This is a genomic window from Planotetraspora silvatica (assembly GCF_016863315.1).
Classification (GTDB): domain Bacteria; phylum Actinomycetota; class Actinomycetes; order Streptosporangiales; family Streptosporangiaceae; genus Planotetraspora; species Planotetraspora silvatica.
This window is the reverse complement of record NZ_BOOQ01000031.1, coordinates 118,930-132,799: the sequence shown is the minus strand read 5'-3', so window position 1 is coordinate 132,799 and position 13,870 is coordinate 118,930. Positions and strand designations below refer to the sequence as shown.

Here is a 13,870-nt window from a genome sequence, read left to right as displayed (position 1 = left end):
CTGAGGAACGCCCGCAGCGAGGAACGAGCGAGGACGTGACGAGGGAAGACCCGGCCTCTAAGGCGCCCCGAACCCGCCGAGCCGGAGGCGAGGCAAGGGAACACAGAACCTGCCGTGCCGGAGGCGCGGCCATGGGCGCGTGTGGCGGGATGGACCATGGACGGCTGGGGGCTGTAGCGTTGGGCAGTCCACGCCCAGCGACGCTTCTTGACCTTTGTCCCTGATCAGCGTAAGTTGCGGCATTCGCAGTCTGAGCAAGTCGTGAGAGAGGCCGAGCCGATCGATGCCCAGCGTCTACTGCACGCAGTGCGGTCATGCCAACCCCGAGGATGCCCGTTTCTGTTCACGATGCGGTTCGCCGCTGAGCGCTCCGGCGCCCGTCGCACCCGACACCACCTCGACGATCTCGCTTGACGCGATCGAGGCGGAGCTCGGGCAGACGCTGCTGCCTGACAGGGCGGCCCTCGAGCAACTGCCTCCGGGGACCGCGCTGCTGGTGGTGATGCGCGGGCCGAACGCGGGCAGTCGTTTTCTGCTCGACAGTGACCTCACTACGGCGGGTCGTCACCCGGAAAGCGACATCTTCCTGGACGATGTGACCGTGTCCAGGAGGCACGTGGAGTTCTACCGGCGTGGTGGCCAGTTCACCGTGCGTGATGTCGGAAGCCTGAACGGCACCTACGTCAACCGTGAGCGGATCGAGGAGTTCCCGCTCGCCGGGGGCGACGAGGTGCAGATCGGGAAGTTCCGGCTGGTGTTCCTCACACGTGGCCCTGGAGGACCGTGATCGGTGAGGAGGTGGAGTCATGGGCGCGCAGGCCGTAAGGGCGTTCATGAGCATCGGGGAGGTGCTCGCCCTGCTGCAGGGCGAGTTCCCCGACGTCACGATCTCCAAGATCCGGTTCTTGGAAGGCGAGGGGCTCATCGAGCCCCAGCGGAGCCCCTCGGGCTACCGCAAGTTCACGCACAACGACGTGGAGCGCCTTCGTTACATCCTGACCGCGCAGCGTGACCACTATCTTCCCCTCCGTGTGATCAAGGATCATCTGGAGGAGCAGGCCACCCGTCCGCGCGACGTGTCCTCCGAGATCCCTGCCGTACGGCTGAGCAGGGAGGAACTGCTCGAGGCCGCGGGCATCGACGACGAGACTCTCGCCGAGATGGAGAGCTTCGGGCTGGTCGTGGCGGTCGCGCGCCGCTACGACGCCGACGCGCTGGATGTGGCCAGGAACGTCGCCGAGCTGGCGCGTTTCGGCCTGCATCCCCGGCATCTGCGGGCCGTCAAGGCGGTCGTGGAGCGGGAGGCCGGCCTCGTGGAGCAGGCCGTGGCACCGTTGTTGCGGCGCCGCGCGCCCGGGGCGATCGATCAGGCGGGCGAGACAGGTCGGGAGATCTCCGGACTTCTCCAGAAATTGCACAGCGCATTACTTCGTGGCAGTGTTCGCGGCGTTCTGGGACGGTGACCGGCTCATTCGCTCCGTCGCGGTGTTACGTTGAATGCCTGGTGATATGCCGCGACGCTTTGAGACGGAGTCGCCCGTGTTGCAGATGGAGGTCGTGGGGGTTCGCGTTGAGATGCCCTCCAACCAGCCGATCGTTCTCCTGAAGGAGACGAGCGGTGATCGGTACTTGCCGATCTGGATTGGCATGACCGAGGCGACCGCCATCGCGCTGGCGCAGGCGGAGGAACCGCCGCCCCGGCCGCTGACCCACGACCTGTTCAGGGACGTGCTGGAGGCGTTGGGGGTGCGTCTGCGCACCGTCAACATCGTCGCCCTCCGTGATGGGATCTTCTTCGCCGACCTGGTGTTCTCCAACGGCGTAGAGGTGAGCGCACGTCCGTCGGACTCGATCGCGCTGGCGTTGCGGACGGGGGCGACGATCTACGCCAGCGAGGACGTGGTCCAGGAGGCAGGCGTGAGCATGCCGGACGACCAGGAGGACGAGGTGGAGAAGTTCCGCCAGTTCCTGGACAACATCACCCCGGAAGACTTCGGCCGTGCGGGTTGATTTCGGGATATTGCGCTTCACGACGCGCCGGACGGGGTCGTTGACTGAGGATGGCCCCGGTCCTACGGTGCAAGGGAAACCACGGTTGTAATTCACGAACCCCCAGATCAGACCGTGGGATGAGAGAAAGCCGGAGGTCCGCAGTGGCGGTCAGCAGCGGCGAGGGTAAGTCGGCCGGACAACATGATCCGGTCCGGCAGGCGGCACGCGAGCGTGCCGGCGAGCAGGGTCTGCTGTTCGACGAGCAGCCCGCGTCTCTGCCCGATGACGTCGGTTACCGCGGTCCCACGGCCTGCGCGGCGGCCGGTATCACCTACCGGCAACTGGACTACTGGGCGCGCACCGAGCTGGTGCTGCCCACGATAAGAGCCGCACAGGGCTCGGGATCGCAGCGCCTGTACAGCTTCCGCGACATCCTCGTCCTGAAGGTGGTCAAGCGACTCCTCGACACCGGCGTCTCCCTCCAGCAGATACGCACCGCCGTGCAGCACCTGCGTGATCGCGGGGTGCACGACCTGGCGCAGATCACGCTCATGAGCGACGGCGTCAGCGTCTACGAGTGCACGTCGGCCGATGAGGTGATCGACCTGCTCCAGGGTGGTCAGGGCGTCTTCGGCATCGCGTTGGGCAGGGTCTGGCGTGAGGTGGAGGGGTCGCTCGCCGAGCTTCCGAGTGAGCGCGCGGAGAGCGCCTCCGATGCGGAGGGTGATCATCCGGCGGACGAACTGGCCCGCCGCAGGAAGGCCCGCAAGACCGGCTGACGAACCGGTCCGCCGATCAGGACCATAGGGGCGTCACCGCCCATTCCGGTAGCCGGTAGAGTTGGTCTGGCTGATGACCTCGTGCGGGAGAGTCCCCTTTGACCAGGGGCGCCGAAGGAGCAACCTCCCCGGAATCTCTCAGGTAACCGGTACCGCACGGACGAGGCGACTCTGAAAAGCAGGCGCACCAAGCCAGGTGGGGCCTCACCGAAGGGGAAAGCCGGGCATGCCGATCGCCCGGTGAAGCTCTCAGGTCCGATGACAGAGGGGGAGACCGCAAGACGACGGGCCGTGCCAGAAGGTACGGCGCGCGCTGGTCTCGACCCGCCCAGGAGGCCCCTGTCATGACCGATCGGTCCCCGCTCCGCGATCTTTCCGCTCCGCCCTTCGCGACCCGCCACATCGGTCCGTCCGACGCCGAACAGGCGCGGATGTTGCAGGCCGTCGGCTATGAGTCGGTGGCCGATCTGGTCGCGATGGCCGTCCCCGGGGCCATCAGGACGGCGACCGCCATGGCGCTGCCCGATGCCGTGAACGAGCAGGAGGCACTCGCCGAGTTGCGCGCCCTCGCCGGCCGGAACAAGGTGCTCACCTCCATGATCGGGCTGGGCTACCACGACACGATCACCCCCGGCGTCATCCTCCGCAACGTGCTGGAGAACCCGGGCTGGTACACCGCGTACACCCCGTATCAGCCGGAGATCTCGCAGGGGCGGCTCGAGGCGCTGCTCAACTTCCAGACCGTGGTGACGGACCTGACCGGCCTCGACGTCGCGGGCGCCTCCCTCCTCGACGAGGCCACGGCCGCCGCGGAGGCCATGACGCTGGCCCGCCGGGCGAGCAAGGTCAAGGCCGACGTCTTCGTGGTCGACGCCGAGGCGCTGCCGCAGACCAAGGCCGTCCTCGCGACCCGCGCCGAGCCGCTCGGGATCACGCTCGTCGAGTCGGACCTCGCGGGTGACCTGCCCGAGTGTTTCGGGGTGCTCGTGCAGTACCCGGGGGCGAGCGGCCGTCTCGCGGGCTTCCGCGCGCTGGCCGACCGGGCCCACGCTCAGGGGGCTCAGGTGGTGGCCGCCGCCGACCTGCTGGCTTTGACGCTGCTGGCCTCGCCGGGCGAACTGGGCGCCGACATCGCCGTCGGCTCCACGCAGCGCTTCGGCGTCCCGTTCGGGTTCGGCGGCCCGCACGCCGCCTACATGGCCGTCCGCGAGGGGCTCCAGCGGCAGATGCCCGGCCGCCTGGTCGGCGTGTCCGTGGACGCCGACGGGCGCCCGGCCTACCGGCTGGCCCTGCAGACCCGTGAGCAGCACATCCGCCGGGAGAAGGCGACGAGCAACATCTGCACCGCGCAGGTCCTGCTCGCCGTGCTGGCGTCGATGTACGCGGTCTACCACGGGCCCGACGGGCTGCGGCGGATCGCGCAGCGCGCCCACCGGCACGCGGCCATCCTCGCCGCCGGCCTGCGGGACAACGGCGTCGAGGTGGTGCACGACGAGTTCTTCGACACGGTGCTCGCCAGGGTGCCGGGCCGGGCGGACGAGGTCGTAGCGGCCGCGGCCGCCGGGGGGATCAACCTCCGCCGGGTGGACGGCGACCACGTCGCCGTGGCCAGCGACGAGAAGACGACCACGGCCCACTTGAACGCGGTGTGGGGGGCCTTCGGCTGCGAGGGCGTCGTGGTGGACGACCTCGACCGGGCGACGGCCGACGCCCTGCCGGGCGACCTGGTCAGGACCTCCGAGTTCATGACCCACCCGGTCTTCCACTCCTACCGGTCAGAGACCGCGATGTTGCGCTATCTCCGGCGGCTCCAGGACAAGGACATCGCGCTCGACCGTTCGATGATCCCGCTGGGCTCCTGCACGATGAAGCTGAACGCGACCACCGAGATGGAGCCGATCACCTGGCCGGAGTTCGCCGGGATCCACCCCTTCGCGCCGGACGCGCAGGCCGAGGGGTACCTGGAGCTGATCGGGAACCTCGAGGGCTGGCTCGCCGAGATCACCGGCTACGCCCGGGTGTCGATCCAGCCGAACGCCGGCTCCCAGGGGGAGTTCGCCGGGCTGCTGGCCATCCGGTCCTACCACCGCTCCCGCGGGGACGCCGGCAGGAACGTCTGCCTCATCCCGTCGTCCGCTCACGGCACGAACGCCGCCAGCGCCGTCATGGCGGGCATGCGGGTCGTCGTGGTGGCGTGCGACGACGACGGCAACGTCGACCTGGACGACCTCTCCCTCAAGATCGACAAGCACCGTGAGGCGCTGGCCGCGATCATGGTGACGTACCCCTCGACGCACGGCGTGTACGAGGAGACCATCGTCGAGATCTGCGCGCGGGTCCACGAGGCCGGAGGACAGGTCTACGTCGACGGCGCGAACCTCAACGCGCTGGTCGGCCTGGCCAAGCTCGGCGAGTTCGGCTCGGACGTGTCCCACCTCAACCTGCACAAGACCTTCTGCATCCCGCACGGCGGCGGCGGCCCCGGCGTCGGCCCCGTGGCGGTCAAGGCCCACCTCGCGGACCACCTCCCCGCGCACGTGTCGGCCGCGCCGTACGGCTCGGCGGGCATCCTCCCGATCTCCTGGGCGTACGTGCGGATGATGGGCGGCGACGGGCTCAGGCAGGCCACCGAGCAGGCGATCCTGTCGGCCAACTACCTGGCCAGGCGGCTCGCGCCGCACTACCCGGTCCTCTACACCGGACGCGACGGCCTGGTCGCCCACGAGTGCATCGTCGACCTGCGGCAGATCACCAAGGAGACCGGGGTCACCGTGGACGACGTGGCCAAGCGCCTGGTCGACTACGGCTTCCACGCGCCGACCATGTCCTTCCCCGTGGCGGGCACCCTGATGATCGAGCCCACGGAGAGCGAGGACCTGGCGGAACTCGACCGGTTCGCCGAGGCGATGATCGCCATTCGCGCGGAGATCGCCCGGGTGGCCTCCGGCGAGTACGACCGGGTGGACAACCCGCTGCGGAACGCGCCCCACACGGCGGACTCCCTGGTCTCCGGCGAGTGGTCGCACCCGTACACGAGGGCGGAGGCGGCCTACCCGCTGCCCTCGCTGCGCGACAACAAGTACTGGTCTCCGGTCCGCCGGATCGACCAGGCCTACGGCGACCGCAACCTGGTCTGCTCGTGCCCGCCGCTCGAGGCGTACGAGGACTGAGCGGCCGAAGGGGGGCAGGGGAACGGCATGGTGGCGGACCAGTTGCGCATGTCACTCCCGCACCGGGGCACAGGTCGTTAAGATCTTGCTGATCGTTCCCCACCCCTCCTCATCCCTGTGAGGCCCCCCTCATGACGGCCATCGACCCCGGGCGGCCGATCGACCAGGCCCGCCGGCTAGCCGAGACCGGTGATCTCGACGCCGCGGCGGCGATCTTCGCGGAGCTCGCCTCGGACGCCGAAGGCCCCGACCAGGCCGACGCGGCCCAGGGGCTGTCCGTCGTCGCCGAACGCATGGCGGCGGACCTGCTGGCGGACGGGGAGCCGGAGCAGGCGGCAGACGTCCTGCTGGAGGCCCTGTCCGTCACCGCCGTGACCGATGTGGCGCGCCTGCGGGTGCTCCTCGGCATCGCCCATCTGGAGATGGCCTGCGGGCAGTTCGCCGGAGCGGTCGAGGAGGGCCGCTGGGAGGACGGCGAGGCGGAGACGGGGGCGCTCGCCATCGAGTTGCTCGCCCGCACGCTGCCGCTGCGAGGCCGCGACGCCGACGCCGAGACGGTCTGGCGTTACGGTCTCGATCACCCCGACCAGGTGCTCGCCGAGCAGGTCCGGCTCCGCCTCAACCGCGACGTCCGGCCCGTGACGGGCGACGTCGTCAGCGACTCGACCGGCGGCTGAGCGCGTAGGCCACGTTGACGCAGATGATCCCGGCCCAGGCGAGGAGCAGACCGGCGCCTCCCGCGTTGCTCGACGCGATGGCGGTGAGGGGGATGCCGATGCCGAGTGATCCGAGAGCCACGGGGACGGTGGTGTCCTTGCCGCGGTGGGTGTCCTTGGCGATCCCGGCGGTCTGCGCGGCCACCTCCGACCGGACGCGTGCGGCGATCTCGACGTCGAGCTTGTCGAGGAACGAGTCGACGAGGGCGTCCTCGTAGTCCGGGCCGAGGTCCCGGCGCGTCGCGATGACGGCGCGAAGATCCTGCCGGGTGGCGTTGGACGTCGTGTGCTGCTGCGAGGGGTTATCGGGCACGATCACATTGTGGCCGTAGCGCGGGCCGCGCGCCATCCTCCCTCCGGACGGGTCGCCCGTCCTGCGAAAGTCGGAGCCGGTACGGTCACCTGCATGGACGTCGCCACACCGCACGGTCCCGCGCGGGTCGAGATCGACGAGGCCGCCGATCCCCGGCTGCTGCTCGTGCTGACGCACGGCTCGGCGGGGGGAGTGGACGCGCCCGACCTGCTCGCCGTACGGGACGCCGTGCTGGCCATCGGGGGGACCGTGGCGCGGGTGGTCCAGCCGTTCCGGCTCAGGGGCGCGCGGGCGCCGGGGTCCGCGGTCAAGCAGGACGAGGCGTGGGTCAGCGTCGTCGCGGGGTTGCGGGAGAGCCGGCCGGGGTTGCCGCTCGTCCAGGGCGGCCGGAGCAACGGGGCCCGGGTGGCCTGCCGTACGGCATCGGCGGTCGGGGCCTGCGCGGTGGTCGCGCTCGCGTTCCCCCTGCACCCGCCGGGCCGGCCCGAGCGTTCACGGGCCGGGGAGTTGCGGCAGGCGGGAACCGACGTACTGGTGATCAACGGAGACCGGGACCCGTTCGGCGTTCCTGACGCGGCCGACGCGGCGCGACTGGTGGTCCTGGCGGGAGAGGGTCACGATCTGAAGAGGGATCCCGCCCGCGTGGGCGAGGAGGTGGCCGGGTGGCTGCTGGAGCTCAGGCTGCGTTGACGGCCATGTCGGTGGGGCGGTGGGGAGCGATCACGCCTCCGTCCGGCAGGAGCTCTCCCGTGTCCTCGAACAGCACGACACCGTTGCAGAGCAGGCTCCATCCCTGCTCGGGGTGCGTCGCTATCGTGCGGGCGGCTTCTCGGTCCTTCGCGTCCGCGTGGGGACAGGCCGGGTCATGAGGGCACATCGCCGGGGCTCCGTGTCTTTATCGATCGCTCGTGGTCGTTCACCGGCGGACGGTGGTGGCCGTCACCGATGTCTTCCTTCCCTCTTTTGTACGGGGGGCGAGCCTTCGGGGTTGACGTATTTGTGGACTTCACCAGTTTGCTGGCCGGTCACATCGGCATGACATAGTCCGTTCGGACGATATCGCCGGTCCGGGTGGGGGGCCCGCGTGCGGACTGAGTGGACCGGCCTCGCTGATGTGACTTGTAACACAAGGTTGCCCCATGGACGATAACGGTCCAACCTCGACACGCCGTCCGTCTGGTAACTGACTGATTACCATTTCTTTTGATCCGCTGAGCGTTCTGCGTGGTTCGTCGGTTTTTTGCCCTCTGACCTGCGGATCATCGTTCCAGGCCGGCGATGAGGGCGTCGAGGCCGTGCTGGAACTCCCGCTCGCCGTCCGCGGTCCTGGCGTGCTGCACCGTCGCGTCCGGATCGGCCCACCCGGACTGCTGGACCTCCACCGCCACGCTGCCGAACACGTAGGCGCGCAGTGCGCGGACCGCCTCGCCGGCGTCGCCCAGTCCGGCCTCCTGAAGCTGCTCGGTCTGCTCCCTGATCGCGATCAGCGCCGAGCCCTTGGGCGGCTTGGTCAGCGCGAGGGACAACACCCCCGGATGCTCGAGCAGCGCCGTACGGCTCGCGCGGGCCCAGGCGCGGGCTCTGTCCTGCCAGCCGTCCAGACCCTCCGGGCCGACCTGGACGGCGGTGACGTGCTCGGCCAGCGCGTCCATGAGCGCGTCCTTGCCCCGGGGCAGGTGGTGGTAGATGGCCATCGCCTCGACCTGAAGCGCGTCGCCCAGTCGGCGCATGGTGAGCCTGCGCAGGCCCTGCCCGTCGGCGATGTGGAGGGCGGCGTCGATGATGCGTTCCAGGGACAGCGGGACGGGTGGTCGCTTGGCAGGCATATCGATCATGCTGCCACACGCGTCCTTACTTCGTAAAGCGCGCCGCACCCTGGTGTGCGAGACCCCGTGAGGAGCGCGTACGCTACCGCCAGCGATGGTTTGTTCGATCTGGAGGGGCTGACGATGGCGATTTTCCGTCGGCGGGTGAGCCGTGAGGCGGACCGCTACCATGCCGACCAGGAGCTCGGTGGCGACTTCGGAGCTCTGCTGGACAGGGCGAGGGAGGCCGAGCAGGCGCTGCGGGCCAAGCGGGCCGGGGGCGCCTCTGTGGAGGAGCTGCGGGCGGCGGGAATCGACTTCGACCGCGCCCTGACCGAGGCGCTGCGCGCGGCCGAGGCGGTGCAGCGGGTCACGCTGGGGGAGAAGGCCTATGACGACCGCATCGCGCGGCGCAAGGCCCGGGCCACCCCCGACGGGGCGAAGTGGACCGCCGAGGTGAACCGCCTCCGCACGCTGCGCGAGGAGCACCGGCTGACCGGCATCGCCCGCGTTCCGCGGGCTTCCGCCGCCGCCCGCTAGACGGGGGCCGTACCGGACTGTTCTTTCCGGCTCTCAGGGGCGGGCGACCTGAGTACCGTGGGCGCTGACGCCGCACGTGTGGAGGGGCCGGCCATGTCGGAGAACATCGCGTTCGCGCCGGGAACTCCTTGCTGGGCGGATCTCGGCGCCTCCGATGTGGGCGCGGCGAAGGACTTCTATTCCGCACTGTTCGGATGGGACTTCGCCGCCATGCCCGAGCGGGAGGACTACGCGGTGGCCCACCTGCATGGAGCTCCGGTGGCCGGCATCGGCCCGGCCACCGACGACGGGCTGCGCTGGTGGACGACCTACGTCGCGGTGCGGGACGCGGACCTCGCGGCGAAGCTGGCCGTCGAGGCCGGAGGCCGCCTCGCCGCGGGACCGCTGGAGATCTTCGACCACGGCAGGAGCGCCTACCTCGCCGATCCTGCGGGCGCCACTCTGGCGGTGTGGCAGGCGGCGGGGTTCGCCGGTGCCGCGGTCACCGGCGTGCCCGGGGCGCTGTGCTGGAGTGAACTCGCCGTGCGCGACACGGCCGAGGCCGTCGCGTTCTACGGCCGCCTGTTCGGATGGCGGGGCCGCAAGCGGTCGCATCCTGGAGGCGCCAACACCTACACGGACTTCGACACCGGCGGCCGGACCGTCGCCGGCATGGTCGCGATGAACGAGATGTGGCCGGAGGAGATCCCCGCCCACTGGATGGTGTACTTCGCGGTCGGCGACTGCGACGCGTCCTGCGCGAAGGTCGCCGAGTTGGGCGGCGTCGTCTCCGTCCCGCCGTTCGACATCGAGACGGGACGGGTCGCCGTCGTCGACGACCCCGGTGGCGCCGTGTTCTCGATCATCACGCTGGCCGGCTGACGGCACGGACACGGACACGCAGGAACACCGACGCACGCGAACAGGTGCGGACGGGAACCCGGACGCCGCTGGAACGCCGTTCGGGCTCGCGCCGGTCGGGCGCGAGCCCCTCGGGTCAGCTGGCCCAGTCGAGCAGCGGGCGGGCGTTACTCGGGTGGCGGAGCTTGGAGAGCGACTCCTTCTCCAGCTGGCGGATCCGCTCCCGGGTGAGGCCCAGGTGCCTGCCGATCTCGTCCAGGGTGTGCGGCTTGCCGTCGGTCAGCCCGAAACGAAGACTCATGATCTTCGCCTCGCGCGGGCTCAGGTTGCCCAGCACGCCCTTGAGCTGCTCCGCCAGCAGCTGGCGGTCCACGACCTCGGACGCCTCGGGAGAGTCGACGTCCTCGATCAGGTCGCCGATCCTCGTCTCGCCGTCCTCGCCGATCGTGGAGTCGAGGCTGATCGGCTGCCTGCTCGTACGGAGCAGCTCCTCGATCTGGTCGGGCGTCTTGTCGAGCTCCACCGCCAGCTCCTCCGGCGTGGGCTCACGGCCGAGACGCTGGTGCATGTCACGCTCGACGCGTGACAGCTTGGACAACATCTCCAGCACGTGGACGGGCAGGCGGATCGTGCGGGCGGAGTCGGCGAAGCCGCGCTGGATCGCCTGTCTGATCCACCACATGGCGTAGGTCGAGAACTTGTAGCCCTTGGTGTAGTCGAACTTCTCCACGGCCCGGATCAGGCCGAGGTTCCCCTCCTGGACGACGTCGAGGAGGGACATGCCGCGGTCGGTGTACTTCTTGGCGACCGACACGACCAGGCGGAGGTTGGCCTCCAGCATGTGGTCCTTGGCGCGCTTGCCGTCGTCGATGACCCACTGGAGGTCCTCGCGGACGCCCGGGGCGAGCTTCTCGCCGCTCTCCAGGGCCGTCTCCAGCTTGTACTCCGCGTACAGGCCGGCTTCGATGCGCTTGGCGAGCTCGACCTCCTGCGCGGCGGTCAGCAGCGTGCGGCGCCCGATCGACTTGAGGTAGGTGTGCACCGAGTCGCCCATGACGGACGAGTTGTCGTCGAGGTCCATCGTCCCGGTGTGCTCGGCGTCCTCGGGCGACCAGTCCTCGTCTTCGGCGTTCTCGCCGGACGTGTCGTCGCCGGGCTTGGCGGTCGTCTTCGCCGCGGAGCGCCGGGACGCGGCGGTCGCGGCGGCCCTGCGGGTCTTCCTCGCCGGAGTCTTCTTCCCCGCGTTCTGGGCGGGTACGGCGGTGTCATCCTCCGAGGCCAGCTTCACGCCCGCCTCGGTGAGCTCGCTGAGGATCGAGCGGCCCTCGGTGGGGCTGACCCCGAACCGGGCAAACGCCTCGCGAAGTTCCGACAGGGAAAGGTGACCCTGTGCTCGCCCTTGGTCCAGAAGGCGGCCGAGGGTGGTCGGGGGCACCTCGCTGTCGGGCGCGGTCGCCACGGCAGTGCGGGGCATGAAGGCACCTCCTCCTTTACCGGAGTTCTCATACGTGCGGTGGTCGGGTGGGTGGTGGCGGTACGGCACGCGCACCAGTAGCAATAACGCCAGCGGCCTCAGTTTGTTCCCGGAGGGCCGTTCCCGGAGGGGCCAGGCCCGCCGCCGGGCTATCGCCGGGACGGATGCCTGAGGGCGGTGAGATCGGGTTTCCCGTTGGCCAGGACCGGGATCGCCTGAACCACCTCCACCACGCGGGGGGCCGCGTAGGCGGGCAGCCGTTCCTTCGCGAAGGAACGGAGATCGCCGAGGGTCACCTCGCCGACGACGACCGCCACGACGATCTCGCCCCATTCGGGGTCGGGCCTGCCGACGACGGCGACGTCCCGCACGCCCGGATGGCCGGCGAGGACCTTCGCCACGACCCCCGCGACGACCTTCTGGCCGCCGGTGTTGATCACGTCGTCGGCCCGGCCCAGCACGGAGAGCCGGCCGTCGGTGATCACCCCGAGGTCGGACGTGACGAACCACCTCCCGTCGAAGGGGCGGTCCTCGCGCAGGCGGTAACCGGAGAAGACGACGGGCCCGGCGATCCGGACCCGGCCGTCGGCGCCGATTTCGAGATCTACATTGTCAAGGGGGACGCCGTCGTACACGCTTCCGCCGCTGGTCTCGCTCATGCCGTACGTCGTGACGATCCGCGCGCCGGCCAGGGTCGCCTCGTCGATCAGGCCGGGGGGAGCGGCCGCGCCTCCGAGGAGGATCGTGCGGAAGGCGGAGACGTCCGCGCCCGTGTCGAGCAGCCGCCGCAACTGGGTGGGCACGAGGGACACGTGGTCCGCGCCGCTCGCGGCGACGTCGCCGGGGGAGAAGCCCTCGTGGATGATCGGCTCGCTCCCGCTCAGGAGCGACCTGACCAGCACCTGCATCCCGGAGATGTGCGCCGGTGGCAGGCAGCACAACCAGCGTTCCCCCTCACGCGCGCCCACACGGGCGAGGGACGCCCGCGCCGACGCCGTGAGCGCGGCGGCCGTCAGTTCGACGCCCTTCGGCGGCCCGGTGGACCCCGATGTGGCGATGATCACAGTCGCGTCGGTCGGCACGCCGTCCGGTTCTCGTCGTACGCCGTCGGGGGTGACGACGTGGGTGGGCCGCAGGGCGGCGAGGGCCGCCTCCAATGCGGGTCGCGGCAGGTCGGGAGAGAGCGGCAACACGGCGGGGCCGTCCCCCGACAGGGCGTGCCGTACGGCGTCGAACAGGGCGGGTCCCGGCGGCATGAGCAGGGCATGGACCGGTCGCTGTCCAAATCGGGTCGGCACGGTCGTAAGGTTAGTCCGGGTACGGGCGCGTCCGGTGCGGGGGCCGATACGTGACGACCGCGGATACGAGACGACTGAGGAGCGAGCGTGACCATCGGGCTCGACTGGAAGCGGTCCGGCGATTACGAGGACATCGTCTACGAGACGGTGGAGGGAATCGCGAAGATCACGATCAACCGGCCCGAGCGGCACAACGCGTTCCGCCCGACGACGCTCTTCGAACTCCGGGACGCGTTCAACGTGGCCCAGGAGGACCCCGAGGTCGGTGTGATCATCTTCACCGGCGCGGGCGACAAGGCGTTCTGCTCGGGCGGCGATCAGAAGATCCGCGGTGACGACGGCTACGTCGACGACAAGACCCACGGCATCGGGCGCCTGAACGTGCTCGACCTCCAGGTCCAGATCCGCCGCTGCCCCAAGCCGGTCATCGCGATGGTCGCGGGTTACGCGATCGGCGGCGGCCACGTGCTGCACGTCTGCTGCGACCTGACGATCGCCGCCGACAACGCCAAGTTCGGCCAGACGGGCCCCAAGGTGGGCTCGTTCGACGGCGGTTACGGCTCCTGGCTGCTCGCCGAGACGGTCGGGCTCAAGCGGGCCCGCGAGATCTGGTACCTCTGCCGCCAGTACGACGCGGAGACCGCCCTGCAGTGGGGCCTCGTCAACGCCGTCGTGCCCCTCGAGCGGCTCGAGGAGGAGACCGTCCAGTGGGCGCGCGAGTTGCTGGACAAGTCCCCGCTCGCCCTGCGGATGCTCAAGGGCGCGCTCAACGCCGTGACCGACGGCGCCGCCGGCATGCAGCAGTTCGCCGGTGACGCCACGCTCCTGTACTACATGAGCGAGGAGGCCCAGGAGGGCCGTGACGCCTTCAAGGAGAAGCGCACCCCTGACTTCTCGAAGTTCCCGCGCCGCCCGTAGATGGGAATGATCGCCGACCCGTCCC

At 70.1% G+C, this 13,870-nt stretch carries 15 protein-coding genes and 1 riboswitch; of the genes, 10 read left to right on the top strand and 5 right to left on the bottom strand.

The window, feature by feature from the left end:
• Nucleotides 1-283 precede the first annotated feature (283 nt).
• The 6 genes from Psi02_RS24050 (at nt 284) to Psi02_RS24025 (ending at nt 6,618) form a co-directional block, all read left to right on the top strand.
• Nucleotides 284-787 carry an FHA domain-containing protein gene (locus Psi02_RS24050; protein ID WP_203883930.1) on the top strand — a complete coding sequence of 168 codons (504 nt, stop codon included), beginning with the start codon at nt 284-286 and terminating at the stop codon, nt 785-787.
• 19 nt (nt 788-806) lie between these two features.
• Entirely contained in the window at nt 807-1,463 is a 657-nt protein-coding gene (ftsR, locus tag Psi02_RS24045) for a transcriptional regulator FtsR (protein ID WP_203977876.1), read from the top strand.
• Nucleotides 1,464-1,539: 76 nt separating this feature from the next.
• Nucleotides 1,540-2,010: a bifunctional nuclease family protein gene (locus tag Psi02_RS24040; protein ID WP_203955365.1), complete on the top strand. Its 471-nt coding sequence runs from the start codon at nt 1,540-1,542 to the stop codon at nt 2,008-2,010.
• A 143-nt stretch (nt 2,011-2,153) separates the two neighbouring features.
• On the top strand, nt 2,154-2,771 hold the full coding sequence (locus Psi02_RS24035; RefSeq protein WP_203955366.1) for a MerR family transcriptional regulator: 618 nt from the start codon (nt 2,154-2,156) through the stop codon (nt 2,769-2,771).
• Between the two features lie 74 nt (nt 2,772-2,845).
• Nucleotides 2,846-2,936: riboswitch (glycine riboswitch) on the top strand.
• 179 nt (nt 2,937-3,115) lie between these two features.
• Entirely contained in the window at nt 3,116-5,941 is a 2,826-nt protein-coding gene (gcvP, locus tag Psi02_RS24030) for an aminomethyl-transferring glycine dehydrogenase (RefSeq protein WP_203977874.1), read from the top strand.
• 131 nt (nt 5,942-6,072) lie between these two features.
• The gene (locus Psi02_RS24025; RefSeq protein WP_203955368.1) at nt 6,073-6,618 is read left to right on the top strand and encodes a hypothetical protein; all 546 of its coding nucleotides are present in this window, start codon (nt 6,073-6,075) and stop codon (nt 6,616-6,618) included.
• On the opposite strand, the gene Psi02_RS24020 is transcribed toward Psi02_RS24025, so the two are convergent.
• A complete protein-coding gene (locus Psi02_RS24020) occupies nt 6,596-6,970 on the bottom strand; it encodes a hypothetical protein (protein WP_203977872.1) in 375 nt (124 codons plus the stop codon). The two genes, Psi02_RS24025 and Psi02_RS24020, sit on opposite strands and share 23 nt — an antisense overlap.
• Nucleotides 6,971-7,063: 93 nt before the next feature.
• Here Psi02_RS24020 and Psi02_RS24015 point away from each other — a divergent pair, with 93 nt between their 5' ends.
• Nucleotides 7,064-7,660 (top strand): alpha/beta hydrolase family protein, encoded by a 597-nt coding sequence (locus Psi02_RS24015; RefSeq protein ID WP_203977870.1) that lies wholly within the window; start codon nt 7,064-7,066, stop codon nt 7,658-7,660.
• On the opposite strand, the gene Psi02_RS24010 is transcribed toward Psi02_RS24015, so the two are convergent.
• Nucleotides 7,647-7,847 carry a DUF5999 family protein gene (locus tag Psi02_RS24010; protein ID WP_203955371.1) on the bottom strand — a complete coding sequence of 67 codons (201 nt, stop codon included), beginning with the start codon at nt 7,845-7,847 and terminating at the stop codon, nt 7,647-7,649. The two genes, Psi02_RS24015 and Psi02_RS24010, sit on opposite strands and share 14 nt — an antisense overlap.
• A gap of 382 nt (nt 7,848-8,229) precedes the next feature.
• Nucleotides 8,230-8,796, bottom strand: coding sequence for a TetR/AcrR family transcriptional regulator C-terminal domain-containing protein (locus Psi02_RS24005; RefSeq protein WP_203977868.1), 567 nt, complete (start codon nt 8,794-8,796; stop codon nt 8,230-8,232).
• 123 nt (nt 8,797-8,919) lie between these two features.
• Here Psi02_RS24005 and Psi02_RS24000 point away from each other — a divergent pair, with 123 nt between their 5' ends.
• Complete coding sequence (locus Psi02_RS24000) at nt 8,920-9,315, top strand: hypothetical protein (protein WP_203977866.1); 396 nt, start codon at nt 8,920-8,922, stop codon at nt 9,313-9,315.
• Between the two features lie 93 nt (nt 9,316-9,408).
• Entirely contained in the window at nt 9,409-10,176 is a 768-nt protein-coding gene (locus tag Psi02_RS23995; protein ID WP_203977864.1) for a VOC family protein, read from the top strand.
• Nucleotides 10,177-10,291: 115 nt separating this feature from the next.
• On the opposite strand, the gene Psi02_RS23990 is transcribed toward Psi02_RS23995, so the two are convergent.
• Nucleotides 10,292-11,629, bottom strand: coding sequence for an RNA polymerase sigma factor (locus Psi02_RS23990; RefSeq protein WP_203977862.1), 1,338 nt, complete (start codon nt 11,627-11,629; stop codon nt 10,292-10,294).
• Between the two features lie 149 nt (nt 11,630-11,778).
• Entirely contained in the window at nt 11,779-12,885 is a 1,107-nt protein-coding gene (locus Psi02_RS23985; RefSeq protein WP_203977973.1) for an AMP-binding protein, read from the bottom strand.
• Between the two features lie 129 nt (nt 12,886-13,014).
• Between Psi02_RS23985 and menB the strand changes: the two genes are divergently transcribed.
• Nucleotides 13,015-13,845, top strand: coding sequence for a 1,4-dihydroxy-2-naphthoyl-CoA synthase (gene menB / locus Psi02_RS23980; protein WP_203977860.1), 831 nt, complete (start codon nt 13,015-13,017; stop codon nt 13,843-13,845).
• Nucleotides 13,846-13,870: the final 25 nt, after the last annotated feature.